Annotated in this window: 15 protein-coding genes and 1 pseudogene; 6 read left to right on the top strand and 10 right to left on the bottom strand. The window is 40.9% G+C overall.

What is annotated here, in order from left to right; translation table 11 throughout:
- Positions 1-268: 268 nt before the first annotated feature.
- The 4 genes from V7K89_RS13275 to V7K89_RS13260 form a co-directional block, all read right to left on the bottom strand.
- Positions 269-613, bottom strand: a complete 345-nt coding sequence (locus tag V7K89_RS13275) for a DUF760 domain-containing protein (RefSeq protein ID WP_335187749.1) — start codon at positions 611-613, stop codon at positions 269-271.
- A gap of 222 nt (positions 614-835) precedes the next feature.
- A complete protein-coding gene (locus tag V7K89_RS13270; protein WP_335187747.1) occupies positions 836-1,792 on the bottom strand; it encodes an RNA polymerase sigma factor, RpoD/SigA family in 957 nt (318 codons plus the stop codon).
- Positions 1,793-2,399: 607 nt separating this feature from the next.
- Positions 2,400-5,726 carry a carbamoyl-phosphate synthase large subunit gene (carB, locus tag V7K89_RS13265; protein WP_335187745.1) on the bottom strand — a complete coding sequence of 1,109 codons (3,327 nt, stop codon included), beginning with the start codon at positions 5,724-5,726 and terminating at the stop codon, positions 2,400-2,402.
- A gap of 506 nt (positions 5,727-6,232) precedes the next feature.
- Complete coding sequence (locus tag V7K89_RS13260) at positions 6,233-6,787, bottom strand: Dps family protein (RefSeq protein WP_292866553.1); 555 nt, start codon at positions 6,785-6,787, stop codon at positions 6,233-6,235.
- Between the two features lie 451 nt (positions 6,788-7,238).
- Here V7K89_RS13260 and V7K89_RS13255 point away from each other — a divergent pair, with 451 nt between their 5' ends.
- The 3 genes from V7K89_RS13255 (at position 7,239) to V7K89_RS13245 (ending at position 8,720) form a co-directional block, all read left to right on the top strand.
- The gene (locus tag V7K89_RS13255; protein ID WP_335187743.1) at positions 7,239-7,487 is read left to right on the top strand and encodes an Asr1405/Asl0597 family protein; all 249 of its coding nucleotides are present in this window, start codon (positions 7,239-7,241) and stop codon (positions 7,485-7,487) included.
- A 70-nt stretch (positions 7,488-7,557) separates the two neighbouring features.
- Positions 7,558-8,226: a (2Fe-2S) ferredoxin domain-containing protein gene (locus V7K89_RS13250; protein ID WP_335187741.1), complete on the top strand. Its 669-nt coding sequence runs from the start codon at positions 7,558-7,560 to the stop codon at positions 8,224-8,226.
- A gap of 347 nt (positions 8,227-8,573) precedes the next feature.
- Positions 8,574-8,720: a hypothetical protein gene (locus V7K89_RS13245; RefSeq protein ID WP_335187739.1), complete on the top strand. Its 147-nt coding sequence runs from the start codon at positions 8,574-8,576 to the stop codon at positions 8,718-8,720.
- Positions 8,721-9,029: 309 nt separating this feature from the next.
- On the opposite strand, the gene V7K89_RS13240 is transcribed toward V7K89_RS13245, so the two are convergent.
- The 4 genes from V7K89_RS13240 to V7K89_RS13225 form a co-directional block, all read right to left on the bottom strand.
- Positions 9,030-10,298 (bottom strand): MFS transporter, encoded by a 1,269-nt coding sequence (locus tag V7K89_RS13240; protein WP_335187737.1) that lies wholly within the window; start codon positions 10,296-10,298, stop codon positions 9,030-9,032.
- Positions 10,264-10,737: a MarR family winged helix-turn-helix transcriptional regulator gene (locus V7K89_RS13235; RefSeq protein WP_335187735.1), complete on the bottom strand. Its 474-nt coding sequence runs from the start codon at positions 10,735-10,737 to the stop codon at positions 10,264-10,266. The genes V7K89_RS13240 and V7K89_RS13235 overlap by 35 nt, the downstream gene beginning before the upstream one ends.
- 129 nt (positions 10,738-10,866) lie before the next feature.
- On the bottom strand, positions 10,867-11,721 hold the full coding sequence (locus tag V7K89_RS13230; RefSeq protein ID WP_335187733.1) for an ABC transporter permease: 855 nt from the start codon (positions 11,719-11,721) through the stop codon (positions 10,867-10,869).
- Complete coding sequence (locus V7K89_RS13225) at positions 11,678-12,529, bottom strand: ABC transporter ATP-binding protein (protein WP_335187731.1); 852 nt, start codon at positions 12,527-12,529, stop codon at positions 11,678-11,680. Before V7K89_RS13225 ends, V7K89_RS13230 begins: the two co-directional genes overlap by 44 nt.
- Before the next feature lie 190 nt (positions 12,530-12,719).
- Here V7K89_RS13225 and V7K89_RS13220 point away from each other — a divergent pair, with 190 nt between their 5' ends.
- The 3 genes and pseudogenes from V7K89_RS13220 (at position 12,720) to V7K89_RS13210 (ending at position 14,559) form a co-directional block, all read left to right on the top strand.
- Positions 12,720-12,935, top strand: coding sequence for a KTSC domain-containing protein (locus V7K89_RS13220; protein ID WP_335187729.1), 216 nt, complete (start codon positions 12,720-12,722; stop codon positions 12,933-12,935).
- 143 nt (positions 12,936-13,078) lie between these two features.
- A complete protein-coding gene (locus tag V7K89_RS13215; protein ID WP_335187727.1) occupies positions 13,079-14,179 on the top strand; it encodes a GTP pyrophosphokinase in 1,101 nt (366 codons plus the stop codon).
- A 132-nt stretch (positions 14,180-14,311) separates the two neighbouring features.
- Positions 14,312-14,559, top strand: a pseudogene (locus tag V7K89_RS13210) (DUF4926 domain-containing protein).
- Here V7K89_RS13210 and V7K89_RS13205 read toward each other — a convergent pair.
- Together V7K89_RS13205 and V7K89_RS13200 are read right to left on the bottom strand one after the other, a co-directional pair.
- Positions 14,552-15,241, bottom strand: coding sequence for an SAM-dependent methyltransferase (locus V7K89_RS13205; RefSeq protein ID WP_335187725.1), 690 nt, complete (start codon positions 15,239-15,241; stop codon positions 14,552-14,554). The pseudogene V7K89_RS13210 and the gene V7K89_RS13205 overlap by 8 nt on opposite strands.
- 43 nt (positions 15,242-15,284) lie before the next feature.
- The gene (locus V7K89_RS13200) at positions 15,285-15,830 is read right to left on the bottom strand and encodes a protein-tyrosine phosphatase family protein (RefSeq protein WP_335187723.1); all 546 of its coding nucleotides are present in this window, start codon (positions 15,828-15,830) and stop codon (positions 15,285-15,287) included.
- Between the last annotated feature and the right edge of the window lie 100 nt (positions 15,831-15,930).

The raw sequence follows: 15,930 nt of genomic DNA, 5'->3' as shown, positions 1-15,930 counted from the left end.
CCTCTAGTTGAACTAATTACAAAATTATAAGAGGTTCACAGATAAATAAAATCCAAAAACTTGGCGCTACTCTGCGCCAACCTCCGCGTTCCTCTGCGTTTGAATTCCAACCTCAATTCGTCACTATTTGGATATTTTAAAAAACTTAGCTGATACATACTTGGGAATTAGCAGCAAAGATTTTGTAGAGATTTATTTTCAATTCATATCGCTGTAACTGTTACTAGCTATCAGCCCAACAATATTGAATTTTCCAAATCTTACATTTCTAGTCAACTTCGCTATTGTTGAATTCAGAGCCTTGTAAGGCCATTTCAAAATTCATTCTCTGTTCAGCGTTACGCAAGAAATAACCACTAATCATGGCAGAAGCAAGAAGCCTACCCAGATTTTCGCGATTTGTGGTTACAGTAACACCAAAGTGTTCTGAAGGTAGATTACCCAATAGTCCTGTAATATTCCGTTCCATCACTTGAAAGACTTCGGCAGACGTGGGTTTGGATAGCTGGGTAACTGTTTCTGGACTCAAGGATTTAACGTACTGCCATAATAAATCGTTAGTTTCTGATTCGCTATTAAAAAATTCTGAGACACGATTGGATGAGTTACTCATTTTTTAGCTCCTTAACTACCACTATTAGCTGCGGTACTTGTGATTTGAATATTAAATGTCCGTTTTGGATTTGACTTAATTATTCTGTCTTCCTGTCAACTAATGTAACAGCCTAGCGTCAGAGTGGAAGTAGGTGTAACCGTACCAAAGTCAGCGTATTTTCTCACCCCAATAAATAAGTAAGGAGTGGGGAGTTAATTAAAAACTCATCACTCCTTACTCCTAACTTGCCAAATACTCATCCATATTGGCTTTAGACTTGCGAAGTTTGCTTAAGGCTTCCCGCTCAATTTGTCGAACTCGTTCTCGGCTAATGTTCAGTATTTCACCAATTCTAGCCAGAGTCAGAGCTTGCCCATCAGTTAAGCCAAAGCGCAGCGTAATTACTTCCCTTTGTTGTGGTGTTAGATCGCCCATCAGGCGATCTAAGTCATAAGATAGGGAAGATTGCATAACAAACTCTTCGGGAGAAGCGCCTGGATCTTCCAACATTTCTCCGAGTTCGGTGTCGTAGTTATCACCCAGCCGCAAATCCAAGGAAAGGGGCAAACGCGCCTTTTCTAAATACTCTCGTACTTGTTTGGGGGTTAATTCTAATTCTTGAGCTAGCTCCCCAGCCGTCGGAGCGCGTCCCAACTTTTGAGATAATTGGCGCTGTGCCTTTTTAATCTTATTTAATTTTTCAGTAATATGTATCGGCAGCCGAATGGTACGAGCTTTTTCGGCAATAGCACGAGTAATCGCTTGCCGAATCCACCAATAGGCATAAGTAGAAAATCTGTACCCTTTGGTGGGGTCAAACTTTTCTACGCCCCGTTGCATACCGATACTACCTTCTTGGATCAAGTCCAGTAAATCGACGTTGCGCTTGATGTATTTTTTGGCAACGGATACTACTAGCCGCAAATTGGCTTCTACCATCTTGCGCTTGGCAATTTCAGCATCTGCGATCGCTTCGTTCAACTCTGCTGGTTCTAGGTTTGTCGCTTTGGCCCACTCTTCTATAGTCGGTTGGCGACCTAGCTGGGTGGCAAGAGATTCCCTTGATTCGTGCAAAGCGCAGGAACGTTGCACCTGTTTACCATAGAAAATCTCTTCCTCGTGAGTTAAAAGTGGCACTCGGCCAATCTCACGCAGGTAAGTCCGCACGAGGTCTGTGGCTGTCTGAGCGGTCTTCATGGCGCTACTCTTTGGTAATGATGGGTTTGGCGGTAGGGTCATTAAAGGATAGATGCTTTCTTTATTTATTAGGGTTTTAGCCAGTCCAACTGGGAATTTATACTACGGTTTGCAACTTACGCGCCTGAGAAACTCGGCTGCTCATAATAATCAAATTTAGGCTTCTTAACTGCTAAAACTACAGTTATTTCCTACTTTTCACAAGTATCTACAGTTAGATAAAAGGTTGCTTTTTAAACATGTTTGATGGAATTCATATTAACAATTGTAACATTTATGAGAATATTTTGGCTAGATAGCGACATGAAATTTTCTGGTTTTTCCAGTTCATGCAACGTTGCCCTCTATCTTAAGGCTGACTAAAAGTCAATTTAAGAAATTATCTGGTTCAAATAATTTTCCTCATATCTGTTAAAGTATCTCAATGAGAACTATATTCATTCTCTTCTAACAATTGTTTAATTTTTTCTGGGAATTGGGCATGAAGAAGAGACAAGGTAGACGAAGAAGAGGCAGGAGACAGAAGTTCTTTAATTTTGAATTTTGAATTTTGAATTTTGAATTGATTTATCCCCCTTGTCTCCCTGCTCCCCTACCCCCCTACTCCCTACTCCTTGGCACAGTAATCTTGGATGGCTTTCACGTCCAAAGTCGTATTTTGTAAGGAACGGATGGCGGCTACGGTAGCTTTTGCACCAGCAATGGTAGTAATGATGGGAATTTTGTAACCTAAGGCTGTGCGGCGGATTAACCTAGCATCAGTCTGGGCTTCTTCCCCTGATGGTGTGTTGATAATAAGTTGGATTTTCTGGTTTTTGATCGCATCTAGGACGTGGGGACGACCTTCATGGAGTTTTAATACTAGTTCAATTTTTAACCCCTGTTCGAGAAGAACTCGCCGTGTACCAAGGGTAGCCATCACTGTAAAGCCCAAATCGATTAATTCCTTCACCACAGCACTTGCAGCAGCTTTATCGCGATCGCTCATTGATACAAATACAGTTCCCGTTAACGGTAAACGCTCCCCAGCACCCATTTCCGCTTTGGCAAAGGCACGGCCAAAGTCGCTATCAATCCCCATCACCTCACCAGTGGATCTCATTTCTGGGCCTAATATTGTATCAGTTCCTGGGAATTTATTAAAGGGTAATACTGCTTCTTTTACAGCAATATGTGTGGGAATGACTTCCTCTGTAAAATGTAGCTCCTCTAAGGTTTTCCCTGACATAATTAAGGATGCTAGTTTTGCTAACTGTACGCCCGTAGCTTTAGATACGAAGGGCACTGTGCGGGAAGCGCGAGGATTAGCTTCTAGAATGTAAACTTGGGGAGAATAGCTGCTTGCGCCGACAACAGCAAACTGAATATTCATCAATCCTACGACTGACAATGCTTGTGCTAGCTGTATCGTCCAAGTGCGAATCTGATTGAGAACTGCTGGCGATAGGGAAATGGAAGGTAAGGAACAAGCGGAATCTCCTGAGTGAATACCTGCCTGTTCAATGTGTTCCATAATACCACCAATTACTACCCGTCCTGTACGATCAGCGATCGCATCAACATCTACTTCAATCGCGTTTTCCAAAAACTTATCAATCAAAATCGGATGTTCTGGTTCCACTAGTACCGCAAAGGTCATGTAGCGTTCCAACTCAGCATCGGAATAAACGATTTCCATCGCCCGTCCTCCCAACACATAGCTAGGACGTACCACCACCGGATAGCCAATACGTTTAGCGACAATCAACGCATCTTCATAACTCCGGGCAATACCATTAGGCGGTTGGGAAATATTCAATTGTTGGAGAATCTTTTCAAACCGTTCCCGGTTTTCTGCCATGTCGATGGAATCGGGTGACGTACCCCAAATCTTGGGGAAGGTGGGACCCCCTCTGGGAATAAAGGGTAATGGGGATTGGGAAATCTCCCCACTCCCCAGTCCCCACTCCCCAGTCCCCAGTCTCTGCAAATACTCCTGTAACGGTAATGCTAATTTCAATGGTGTTTGCCCGCCAAACTGGATTATCACCCCAACTGGATTTTCAGTTTCGATAATATTAAGGACATCTTCTTTTGTTAACGGCTCAAAGTAAAGGCGATCGCTGGTATCGTAGTCTGTCGAGACTGTCTCTGGGTTAGAGTTGACCATAATTGTCTCATACCCCGCATCCTTCAAGGCATAAGCGGCATGACAACAACAATAGTCAAACTCAATTCCTTGTCCAATGCGGTTGGGACCACCACCCAAAATCAACACTTTTGGCTTGGTTACAGGCAAAACCTCTGTTTCTTCTTCGTAGGTAGAATAATAATAGGGGGTAAAGGCTTCAAACTCAGCGGCGCAGGTATCTACGGTTTTGTAAACTGGGATGATTCCTAATTGTTTGCGGTAGGCACGAACTTCATCTTCAGTGGTTTTGGTGGCGTAAGCAATCTGACGATCGCTATATCCATCCCGCTTCGCTCCATAAAATTGCTCTTTTGTCAACTGCTGTAAAGGTGTTCGCTTGAGAAATTTCTCGACATCTAGCAGTTGTTGAAATTTATCTAGAAACCACGGATCAATACCAGTCAGTTCGTAGATTTCCTCAGCACTAATCCCTAGTTGCAAAGCATGGCGCACAGAGAAAATGCGATCGGGGTTAGGTGTCCGCAGTTGGGCGCGAATTTGTTCGCCACTGGGTAATTTTTCGGCTTGATCGCAACCCCAACCAGCGCGTCCGGTTTCGAGTGATCGCAGTGCCTTTTGGAAGGATTCGTTGAACGTCCGCCCAATTGCCATTGCTTCCCCGACTGATTTCATTTGGGTTGTCAGCACTGGGTCGGAACCGGGGAATTTTTCAAAGGCGAAGCGGGGGATTTTTGTCACCACATAGTCAATTGTCGGCTCAAAGGACGCGGGAGTTTTCTTGGTGATGTCATTTTTAATTTCATCCAAGGTGTAGCCCACAGCCAATTTTGCGGCCATTTTAGCAATGGGGAAACCTGTAGCTTTGGAAGATAAGGCTGAACTGCGGGAAACGCGGGGGTTCATCTCAATTACAACCACATCACCATTCAGCGGATTGACGGCAAACTGGATATTAGAACCACCAGTTTCCACACCTATCTCACGGATGATTTTAATTGCCATATCCCGCAGCCTTTGATATTCTTTATCAGTAAGGGTTTGCGCGGGAGCGACGGTAATAGAGTCCCCGGTGTGAATGCCCATCGGATCAAGGTTTTCGATGGAACAGATAATCACCACGTTATCTGCCAAGTCACGCATCACTTCGAGTTCATATTCTTTCCAGCCTAGTAAAGACTGGTCAATGAGAATTTGCGAAACAGGACTGGCATCTATACCTACTTGTGCCATTTCTTCAAATTCTTCTTGGTTGTAGGCAATACCACCGCCACTTCCACCCATTGTGAAAGCTGGACGAATAATTAGGGGATAACTACCAATTTGGCGGGCAACAGCTTTGGCTTCTTCTAAAGATTCGGCTGTATCGCTAGGACAAACAGCTACCCCAATCCTTGCCATTGCTTCACCAAACAGCTTTCGATCTTCGGCTTTTTCAATCGCTGGGAGTTTAGCGCCAATTAACTCAACGCCGTACTTCTCCAACACCCCTTTTTTGGCTAAAGCAACGGCGAGATTGAGGGCAGTTTGTCCTCCCATCGTTGGTAGTAGAGCATCGGGGCGTTCTTTTTCGATGACTTTTTCGACCAATTCCGGCGTCAGCGGCTCAATGTAAGTGCGATCGGCCGTTTCTGGGTCGGTCATAATCGTCGCAGGGTTGGAGTTGACCAAAACCACTTCATAGCCTTCTTCTCGGAGTGCTTTACAGGCTTGAGTGCCAGAGTAGTCAAACTCACAGGCTTGTCCAATCACAATTGGACCAGAACCTAACAGTAGAATCTTCCGGAGGTCGTCACGGCGGGGCATAGTCGTTGCCTTGGAATACGAAAATAGAAATCCTGATCATTTTAAGGGTCTTTACCCCCTATCGTGCTTTTTATTATTAAGTTTTCTAAGTTTGATGATAGGAAGGAGTGGGCAGTGGGGGAGCAGGGGAGAATAATTAATAACCAATGCCTATGCCCAATGATTATTTTGTATTTCTAATTTTATTTAATTACAATCCTCAAATTTATAAAGCTTTTGCGAATCTTTATTATTTAATCTGATGAACCTGGTGATAAATGATGATTTATTTTGGTATCTATTTGTCTACTTATTTATACACAAATAGATTACTTAGATAAAAATTTATCTTAACTAGCTAATTGCTAAATATTTTCAACGTTAAAGATTATATAAATATGTTTACTTAGATGAAAAACGGCAGAGAAATAGGTATACCATTCTCTGCCATTTTTTATAATATTTTAATAGTTGGACTACCAACTTTTTCTTTGAGTCTAGGTAGACAAATCTAGATTATGAAAATTTTAGCTTTGAGCTGCTTGGACAAACCCTAAAGTTAAGCTGTCTTTGGCGAGGAAGTGAGATAAATGATATGCACGTTCCTCAGTTTTCAACAAAATCTTTTCGTACAGATAGCGTGTGCCTCGATCGCCTAAACTCTCTGCCTGAGCAGCTTGCCGACGAATTACGCCAATGATTGCTTGTTCGGCAGCTAGGTCGTTTTCCACCATTTGGCGAGAGGAATATACGCCTTCAGATTCTTGCTCAAAACAGGTTAATTCTGCTAATTTGCTGAAGGTAGCTACTGGCACACCACCCAGTCCATCCAAACGTTCGCCAATTTCATGAACGTGATCTTGTACTTGGTTGTAGCTTTCGTTAAAAAACTCATGCAGAGAGTAAAATTCTGAGCCTTCAACTACAAAATGATGCTTTTGGTACTGCAAGTACAGTGCCTGGAAACTAGCTAATATAACGTTAAATCCTTCTGTAACTGGAGCAGTTACACTGTGATCCAGTAACACAGGATTGTCATATACATGACCAAAATTCCGTAACAAAGTTTGCGTTTCAGACATTGTTCTCCTCGCTATTTAGCAATTATAGATTTTAACTGCTCATTGTTTACATATTAACATTTTCACAACAAGAGCAAGCCAATTTGTTATCGCAAGATTTTGTATTTTTGTTTACTAAAAGTCTTAAGTTTCTCGTTTGCTGGATTATGGCACGCTCATCTAGTTGTGTATATTTTTCATTACTATTGACATGAGTATTTAAGTGTGCAATCATCCCCAAGGGAGTAAGGGGAGATGGGGAAGTAAATACCTCCTTGCCCTGATTGTCCAGGTCATCCTCATCTCCCTCATGGGATGATTGCAAAAATTTTATTTTTTTTCCAAAATTAATGAGAATTGTTTGCACTTAAGGTATGCTGGTTTAAAGAAACTAGACTACTAAGACTTTCAAAAAGCAGGGGTTAAATGGCAGTAGTTACTGCAAGTTTGTTGCACTTTGAGGGCAATTCTCTTGAAATCGTATAGTTCAGAAATACAAATAAACCAGCTTGTAGAGGTGAATTGGGTAGACCGCTGGCAAGTCTATCAACGTCTAGAGGAGTTAGACATTCCCTGTAGTTGTGCGGCTAACCAGCCATTAAAAGTTGAAATTAGCAATCTGACTGCGGCTGTTCAACTTTGGAGTGTAGTACGGCGATTTACAGCCTCTCGTCAAGACCAGATTTGGACTCTTGAGTGTTGCTGGAAAAGTCGCTACTAAGAGTTCTAATCTTTAGCATCTGAGAATATCTCGCTTGATAGCTTGTATTAATTAAAAGGAGGTTATAAAAATGGGTGGATCTCACAAGATGGAAGTCTCAGAATTTCGCCTTGAGGGCAGATTTATAGATTTTGTTATTAAAGATGGCTATAAGCTCAAAGGTTTACTGCTGGCTACTCATGAGGGTGAATGTTACGTTAAACTTGCTAAACATTTACGGGCTGCTTTTGACTTGCGGCTACCAGCAGGTACTTGGTTACAAGTTGTTGGTTATAAAGAATACGATATAAAAAAAGACAAAGTTACATTGAAAGCTGAACGTGTGATGGTGGCGCGTTCTGAAATAGCGGCAGTTCAAACCATCGCTGCACCACATAAACCCCCATCTATTGATAATGTCAAGGTGAAACCAGCTAAGACTAAGGCCACGATTTTAGTGTGTCAAAAGTCTGATTGTATGAAACGTGGTGGTAAAGCAGTTTGTCAGGCGTTGGAGGCGGCTTTAAGCGATCGCGGTTTAGAAGACCAAGTTACAATCAAGGGCACTGGTTGTATGAAGAACTGTAAAGCTGGGCCGAATTTAGTTATGCCAGATAAAACACGCCATAGTCGAATTCAAGCTACACAAGTTCCCGCCTTGATGAATCAGCATTTTGGCGACAAAAATTTATCAGCACAGCCTGAGAATTTAAGGGAAATTGCGATATATAATCGCAAACTTTGGGGAAATAATTCATAAAATCTTGACATTTTAATGAGAAAGCTTAATAATATCTTCTCAAGTGTGTTCCGTTAATACTCGGCCTTAAGTCCGCTAGAAGTTTGCAATAAAATCAAAAAACTGGCTTTAATTAAGGCCAGTTTTTTGAATGAATAGAGTTTCTATTGAGCAATTCTTAACTGGGATGCTCCCATAATTTGAAAAAATTCAAGGGAATGTGGTTGATTGATGAATACGTAGGCGCAAAGAGACTTGTCGTTAAACATTGCTTAGAGTTGAAGCGTCAATCATCAATGATTTAAAAACAAATGCCACATACCCCTCAGTGGATATACATCGTTTTTTTTACATTTTCCACGATAGTCATGATTTTTCTATGCCGTCATGACTGGAATCGCCTCGCTAAACTCTACCGCACGAAAGAAGGGCCGCCACAAAACTTCTCCCGAATGCAAAGCGGTTGTGTGGGGTTGGTAGACTACAAAGGAACTTTAAATGTTGGTATAATATGATGTCCAGCAAATAGCCCATAATTAAGCCGCTAGTTCCGGCCACTAGTGAAAATTGGTTAAGCGATGTACAAAATCAGGCTGATGAATAATTTGACGACAGCGTTGAAATAATATCTCCTCAACCACGCCCTTGACTTTCAAAACTCCGAGCATGCAATCGGTTCATTCGTGAGTGTCCATAAAGGCTCGGCAGGCTGTAATTCTGGAGAGTGAGAAGGTAAAAACTCTCCTGCCTCCTGCCTTGTTTCTTAGGAGAGGATTATAAGTTATTTACCGGGCATTATTATGATGTCTAATATACAAGCAATTCTATTTATACTCTTGCAAAGCCCCTAGCTTCCGAATTCCCGGCCAAATAATAGCTGTAGCAATCACTACTACAATTGTGCCAATTCCACCACCCACAACAGAAATCACCGGGCCAAATAACGCAGCAGTTAAGCCTGATTCAAAGCCTCCTAATTCATTCGAGGCACTAATAAACACGCTATTAATAGCAGCAACCCGACCACGTAAATGATCTGGTGTTCTGATTTGAACTAATGTATGACGAATCACAACGCTAATACTATCTAGTGCGCCACCAAGCGTCAGCATCAACATAGACAGCCAAAAAGAACGAGAAAGTCCAAAGATAATTGTGACAACCCCAAAGCCAACCACTGACCACAATAAGGCTGGGCCTGCTTTGCGTAGTGGTGGTAAATATGCCAGGGTAATCGCCATAGTCAAAGCACCGATGGAATGAGCTGCTTGTAGGTATCCTAATTCCACTGGCCCCACATGTAAAATATCTTTGGCAAAGATGGGTAGCAAGGCGATCGCACCACCCAACAATACAGCAAACATATCTAATGTGATCGCTGCTAAAATTAACTGATTCTGCCAAACAAATTTAGCACCAGCTGCAAGTGCTTTAAATGAAATTGGTTCGGTTGAGCGAATACTTTTTTGCTCTTTGATTGCCAGTGTTAAAATAAAACACAGCAAGGCTGCGAACGCTGCTGCTATATACACTCCTGTAGCACTTCCCAATAGCGCAATCCCAAATCCTCCGAAGGCTGGGCCTATGACTGCCGCTAACTGAAAGCTACTACTATTCCAGGTGGCTGCATTGGTAAAAGCGCTAACAGGTATTAATTGCCACATTAGAGCATCACTCGCTGGTTTGAGGAATGCTCTAGCGACACCTGTTAATACCAAACAGGCGTAAATTAAAAAAACTGCACCATGAGTATAGGAAAGCACTGCTAAAGCTAGCGAGCAGAGAGCTAGCAACATGACTGACAGTAACATAGTGAGTTTGCGATCGCGGCGATCAGCAACATCTCCGGCAATTAAGGTGAGAACAATCATCGGCAAGACTTGCGCCAGTCCTACACCACCTAGAATTATCGCTGAGTTAGTCCGCTCATAGAGTTCCCAGCCTATGGCTACAGTTTGCATTTGCGATCCCACGAACAGCACTAGCCGTCCAATGGTAAATAGCCGATAGTCTCGAAACTTAAAGGCTGCAAAGGGATCGTGCTGTGCAACCTCAGAGTTATGGGGCTTTGAGTTCTGTTTTCTCGAAGACATTTTTTAGTAGAGTTAAGCCTTCTTCAATATTGGAAATTTGGTCTTCTGTAAGACCTTTTAGCAAGTCGCTAATATGAGCGCGAGTTTGATCTTGGGATTGCTTGAGATGATGTTTTCCATCTTCAGTTAAATTGAGCAGCACCCGCCGCCGCTCTTGAGGATGAGCGATGCGCTGCACAAAGTCGCGTTGTACCAAACGTTCTATGGTTGCTGATGCCGTGGCAGAGGTGACACCTAAATGCTCTGCTAAGTCAGATAATGAAGCACCAGGATTACGATTGATAAATGCAAGCGATCGCAACTGAGGTATAGATAAAAAGGCGGCACTATGGGCACGCATATCCGCTCGGATAAACCGCATCACTAATGGAACTGTCTCCATTACTCTAGCGGCACATTCTTCGGAAGTTGCACCTTGAGTAGGTTTATCCAAGGTCATGGGCTTGTTGTTCTCCTAGTTACATGGCCACCCGTGGATAAAATTTTCCACCAATGATGGCTAAGATTATTAGTGTTAATAAGAGAATTGTACAATCCAGACCAAAGGCATAGATGCTAGTTCCTTGGATTACATTGCTACCCGTGGATAAAGTCGTCCACCGATAATCGCCAAGACTGTTAATGTTAATAAGAGAATTGCCAAATCCCAACCAAAGCCATAGACGCTGATTCCATCCACTAGCATTTTGCTGCGTAAGGCGTCAACCTGATAAGTTAAGGGATTCAAGTGGGAAAGAAACTTTAACCAGTCGGGCATCATTGAGATCGGATAAATAGCATTGCTGGCAAAAAATAACGGCATAGTTAACATTTGTCCAACTCCTGTCATTCGCTCTCTGGTTTTTGCCAAACAGCCAATAATTAATGAAAAAAGACAAAAGCAAGCCGCCCCCAGCATTACTATCAATAGCACTTGTAGAAAAGCTAGAGGATGGAGATTTAATTTTACATGTAAGATTAAAGCCAATACATAAATTACTGCTACCTGTGATAAGCATCGTACCCCACATGCTAGAGCTTTGCCCAAGACCATTGCTATACGGGGTGTAGGACTAGCAAGGAATTTATGCACAATCCCTAAATCCCGCTCCCAAATTAGTGTCATTCCACCGGTGAAAATAGCTACATACAACACACTTTGAGCGAGAATGCCAGCAGCCATGAAGTCTAAATATGGTAAGTTCCCTGTCGGAATTTCCCGAAGTTTGGAGAACACTTGCCCAAAAATCAGCAACCATAATGACGGTTGCACTGATCTAACTACTAAATCAGTAGGATCGTGGCGGAGTTTACGCACTTCCAACTCAGCGATCGCCAGGGTTTTTGTAACTAGCTCTTTAATTGCAGAGATTAAATTTACTCGGACGCTGGGTGGTGCTTTAACCCAACCGTTGAGCAGTACGTCTGGTTCTTGCTGTGTCACGGTAGTTGATTCCTGATGTTAACTGGTTGCCTGTATAGTGAATAAAGACATCATCCAAAGTTGCGTCAAGCTTACCTAGTGAGGCTTTTAAGTCGCTTGGTATACCTGTAGTAACGACCTCACCGTGCTGCATAATCGCCACTCGATTACATAAGCTATCTGCTTCTTCTAAAAAGTGGGTTGTTAAAAATATAGTTGTGCCGTAATCAGCACAGAGTTGTAGTACAAGCTGCCATACTTGAGTTCGAGCGATGGGATCTAGTCCGACAGTCGGCTCATCAAGAAACAGAATTTGGGGTTGATGTAAAACTGATATGCCAATTTCCAGCTTGCGAATCATCCCACCAGAGTAGTTTCGTACCAAGCGCTTGGCGGCATCTTGCAAACCCATGTATTCTAGAATTTCATAGATGCGGCGATCGCGTCCTTTGGCAGGTATTCCATAAAGCTTGGCGAAGATTAAAAGATTTTCGTAACCCGTGAGACTACCATCAGCAGACAGCGCCTGGGGGACATAGCCGATAGCCCGTCTTACAGGATTAGGTTGACGAGTCACATCATAGCCAGCTAAGGTTGCTTTCCCTGCACTGATAGGCAGTAAGGTTGTCAACATTTTAATAACTGTACTTTTCCCTGCACCATTGGGGCCAAGCAATCCAAATACTTCGCCCTGTTCCACAGATATGCTCAGGTTATTAACTGCGGTTAACTTCCCAAAACGGCGTGTGAGTCCCTGAGTTTCCAAAATCAACAGTTTTGGTTCGCTAGGAGGTTGCGATCGATTTATTTTTCCCGTCAGTATTGTCACAAGTTTGATGCACTGTTAATTAGTTAAACTAACTATTAGTTTCTCAATATATTTGTTTGAAGTCAATAGACTTTTGGCGGAAGTTTGAATCAGAGTAAGTGGCTACTAGATCAGTGATATTACTAATACCTGTAAGGTAATATTGCTAGTATCTTTATAAACAAAGTTAATATAGCCAGGATAAAAAATAATGCAAAGAACTTCTGTTTCATCATCAAACATTGCTTCTATCGGTTACGACACAAAACAACAAATTTTGGAGGTTAAGTTCCTGAAAGGTTCTGTTTATCAGTACTCTGGTATATCGGAGTCCTTGTACACTGGATTGATGAGTGCGGATTCTCACGGTAACTATCTTGACACTTACATTAAGAAAGGAAATTTTCCTTACCAACAGATTCAGTAATTACGCAAACAATAGCCGAAACCCTGATTCTCAGGTAAGGGCAATTCATAAATTGCCCCTACAGCATGTAGTTTTGCGTAAGTCCTAATATTTTCTGAAAGTATGCTGTTCAGAGATATAACGCTACACTAAACGGGATAACCATGACTAATAACGTGCAAAACAACATTCTCAATGAGTATGATAATAGCCTGATAATACTCGATAAACTTGAAATAAAGATAAAAGAACTTTTAAAGGATTTTTTAGAACCAAATAAAGCAAATATTCATACTATAAGTTCAAGAATAAAATCAAAGGATAGCCTTAGCAAGAAAATAGAGCGTAAAAACAAGTACTCTTATTTAAGAGATATAACTGATATTGTTGGTTTTCGAGTCATCACCCTTTATTATGATACTGTTGATGAAGTTGCAAAAATTATTGAATCTGAATTTAAGATAGATGAGCAAAATTCTAATGATAAAAGAAAAGCTCTAGAACCCAATAGATTTGGCTATCTTTCACTTCATTATGTAGCTTCTTTGTCTGAAATTCGAGGTCAGTTACCTGAAAATACCTTAGTTTCAGATTTCCGTTTTGAAATACAAATTCGTTCAATTCTTCAGCATACTTGGGCTGAGATAGAGCATGACCTTGGATACAAAAGCAAAAATTCACCTCCCCAACCAATTCAGCGGAGATTTTCCCGTCTTGCTGCACTTCTCGAAGTGGCTGATGAGGAATTTAAACATCTTCGCAATGCAATTGAGGAGTATAAAATTCAGGTAGAAGATAGTATGAATCAAAATAATTTGAACAATGTAATAATTGATATAGAGTCAATTAAAGAGTTTATACAAAGAGAACCTTTAGTTAAACAAATAAGTCAAGCTATATCTAACAAAATAAAATTACCTCTCTTGGAAAACCAAAAGGTTGAATCGGATACAATCGAGTACCTATTGTATTCAGGTTATTCTACTATTGGAGAAATTAAAAGAGATTTAGAACAATATAGAGACCAAATCATAAAATTTACAGTGTTATGGATTAATGAAAGCGGTAGAAATAACTTTGGCTTTATTACTTGTGAAGTAGCATTAATACGTCTTTCTTATATCAAATTAGCTTTGATAGGGAATGCGCCTGATATAATAGAACGTCTCCGTCTCAAGTTGTTTCCTATTAATATAGGTACTGAAGAACAATTTAAACAACTTGCTGCTCGGATTTTGAAAACATATAAAGAAATAAATCCGTAAAATTTATAATTTGAGGCAATGAGATTGCTTACTATACAATCTTTTGTTTGCATGAGATTTTTGAGAATATGGAAGGCTCTATAGCAATCCTGAGTGATTTAATCCTCTATAAGTATTTGGAAGTGATACAAGATGAATAAAAGTACAATCAAGTTGCTGGATGTAGTAGCAGTGACAGTTAATCTGCTTGAATACAACCTGTACCGTGGTAAGTTGGCACAGTAGTAGAATTACTAGCTGGTGGCGCTGCATTTGAAGTTGAATTTAGCGATCGTAATGGACGCACTTATGAATCTGTCGGTTTACACCCAGAGCAAATTATAGTGTTACATTTTGAGCCATTAGGTGATGTAATTATTGCTGGCACTACTTTTATATAATATCTCTAGTTATCTTCAACATCTGGTTTCCACCAGGCTGTAGTTCGTATTCAACCTTTTGAATATCTATGTTGTAACCCTTTAAAGTGTAATATTTAACTATTTCATCTAAATGTTGTGAATGTTTCCACATTAAAGTGATAAGGGGAAATATTCTAACTTCTTTAGCAATACGCAACATTTCACCTACTGAATTTAAGTGAAAATCGTAATCGAGATGATCTGAATATAAAAATAATAAATGCGAACAAAGAGCTATATCAAACTCTTGATTATCGTAAGCCAATTTTGGTAATTTACCGACTCTGTATCTGTTGCTCTTTTTGCCAGTCTCATAATCAGACAAAAATTCTCGAATAACTTTGACTCGATTGTGCCGCAAATCATCCGGAGATTTGTGATAGCTCCATACCCAATCATTTGATGTAGCCTTGACTTGATGAATGATGTTATCTACCACTTCATTAAATCTTTTCAATATTTCATCACTGGAAAATTGGTACAGTGGATCAATAGAAACAACACTTTTACCATGACGCGTCATTTCTGCATTAAAGCTTGCTGGCCCATCCCCAATCCCAATGATTTTTTTATTTAAGTCCGCATTTGTTAAATTAAATATTTTTATATATTCATTTAGTGACCTCCCAAAAGGAACTACTTTATCTAGAACCATTGCCATAAAATTTACCTTGCAAATAGACTGATTAAATAGGATGATAGCATCAAAATGTTTTATTCACTGCAAGACGGCAATCATTCAGAAGTACGTCAAGTTCTTTTACAATTGTCAAAGGATTTCTACCTCTAAACACAGCAGCGATCGCGGCTTCATAAGGATTTCTACCTGTTCTCTTGACAGCATTTATTGCAGCTTGATTTGATAATCCTCGGACACTAACTAGCCATGCCGCTAACACATGTCCAGTACGTCCAATTCCACCAGAACAATGTACAACAACTTTCTCATTGTGTTTATCAGCTTCTATTAAGAAAGTAAGTATTTTCTGTGTGAGGGTTTCTAAATCAGATAAATGGAAATCTGCAATTGGTGTCCAACAAACTAGCTGATTCCCAAATTCCTGTTTGTATATGTTTAGAAGATCGGAGTAAGAAGCTAGCTGTTGTTCATCAAGAAGACAGCAAATACGCATGATATCTTGACGCTTCATGAATTCTATCCAATCCTGAACATTCTTGTCAGTGTATCCAGGCCGCGCAGCACCAAAGACTATTTGCTCTTTCTCCCAAGCTGGGGCAAACTTGTACATGTTTTAACTATCTAGGTCGATGTTAGTCAATCTCACCAATGGCAGAAAATGGCAATGGCTACGCCAACGCTTTGGGCGAACGCAGTTTAAAAATCTCTCT

This window comes from Nostoc sp., from assembly GCF_036917515.1.
Classification (GTDB): Bacteria; Cyanobacteriota; Cyanobacteriia; order Cyanobacteriales; family Nostocaceae; genus Nostoc.
This window is presented reverse-complemented; position numbering and strand designations above follow the sequence as displayed.

Coding starts and splice junctions, on each gene's coding strand:
- V7K89_RS13275 (WP_335187749.1), bottom strand. CDS start 613: ATGAGTAACTCATCCAATCGTGTCTCAGAATTTTTTAATAGCGAATCA.
- V7K89_RS13270 (WP_335187747.1), bottom strand. CDS start 1,792: ATGAAGACCGCTCAGACAGCCACAGACCTCGTGCGGACTTACCTGCGT.
- carB (WP_335187745.1), bottom strand. CDS start 5,726: ATGCCCCGCCGTGACGACCTCCGGAAGATTCTACTGTTAGGTTCTGGT.
- V7K89_RS13260 (WP_292866553.1), bottom strand. CDS start 6,787: ATGTCTGAAACGCAAACTTTGTTACGGAATTTTGGTCATGTATATGAC.
- V7K89_RS13250 (WP_335187741.1), top strand. CDS start 7,558: ATGGGTGGATCTCACAAGATGGAAGTCTCAGAATTTCGCCTTGAGGGC.
- V7K89_RS13245 (WP_335187739.1), top strand. CDS start 8,574: ATGATTTTTCTATGCCGTCATGACTGGAATCGCCTCGCTAAACTCTAC.
- V7K89_RS13240 (WP_335187737.1), bottom strand. CDS start 10,298: ATGTCTTCGAGAAAACAGAACTCAAAGCCCCATAACTCTGAGGTTGCA.
- V7K89_RS13235 (WP_335187735.1), bottom strand. CDS start 10,737: ATGACCTTGGATAAACCTACTCAAGGTGCAACTTCCGAAGAATGTGCC.
- V7K89_RS13220 (WP_335187729.1), top strand. CDS start 12,720: ATGCAAAGAACTTCTGTTTCATCATCAAACATTGCTTCTATCGGTTAC.
- V7K89_RS13215 (WP_335187727.1), top strand. CDS start 13,079: ATGACTAATAACGTGCAAAACAACATTCTCAATGAGTATGATAATAGC.
- V7K89_RS13205 (WP_335187725.1), bottom strand. CDS start 15,241: ATGGCAATGGTTCTAGATAAAGTAGTTCCTTTTGGGAGGTCACTAAAT.
- V7K89_RS13200 (WP_335187723.1), bottom strand. CDS start 15,830: ATGTACAAGTTTGCCCCAGCTTGGGAGAAAGAGCAAATAGTCTTTGGT.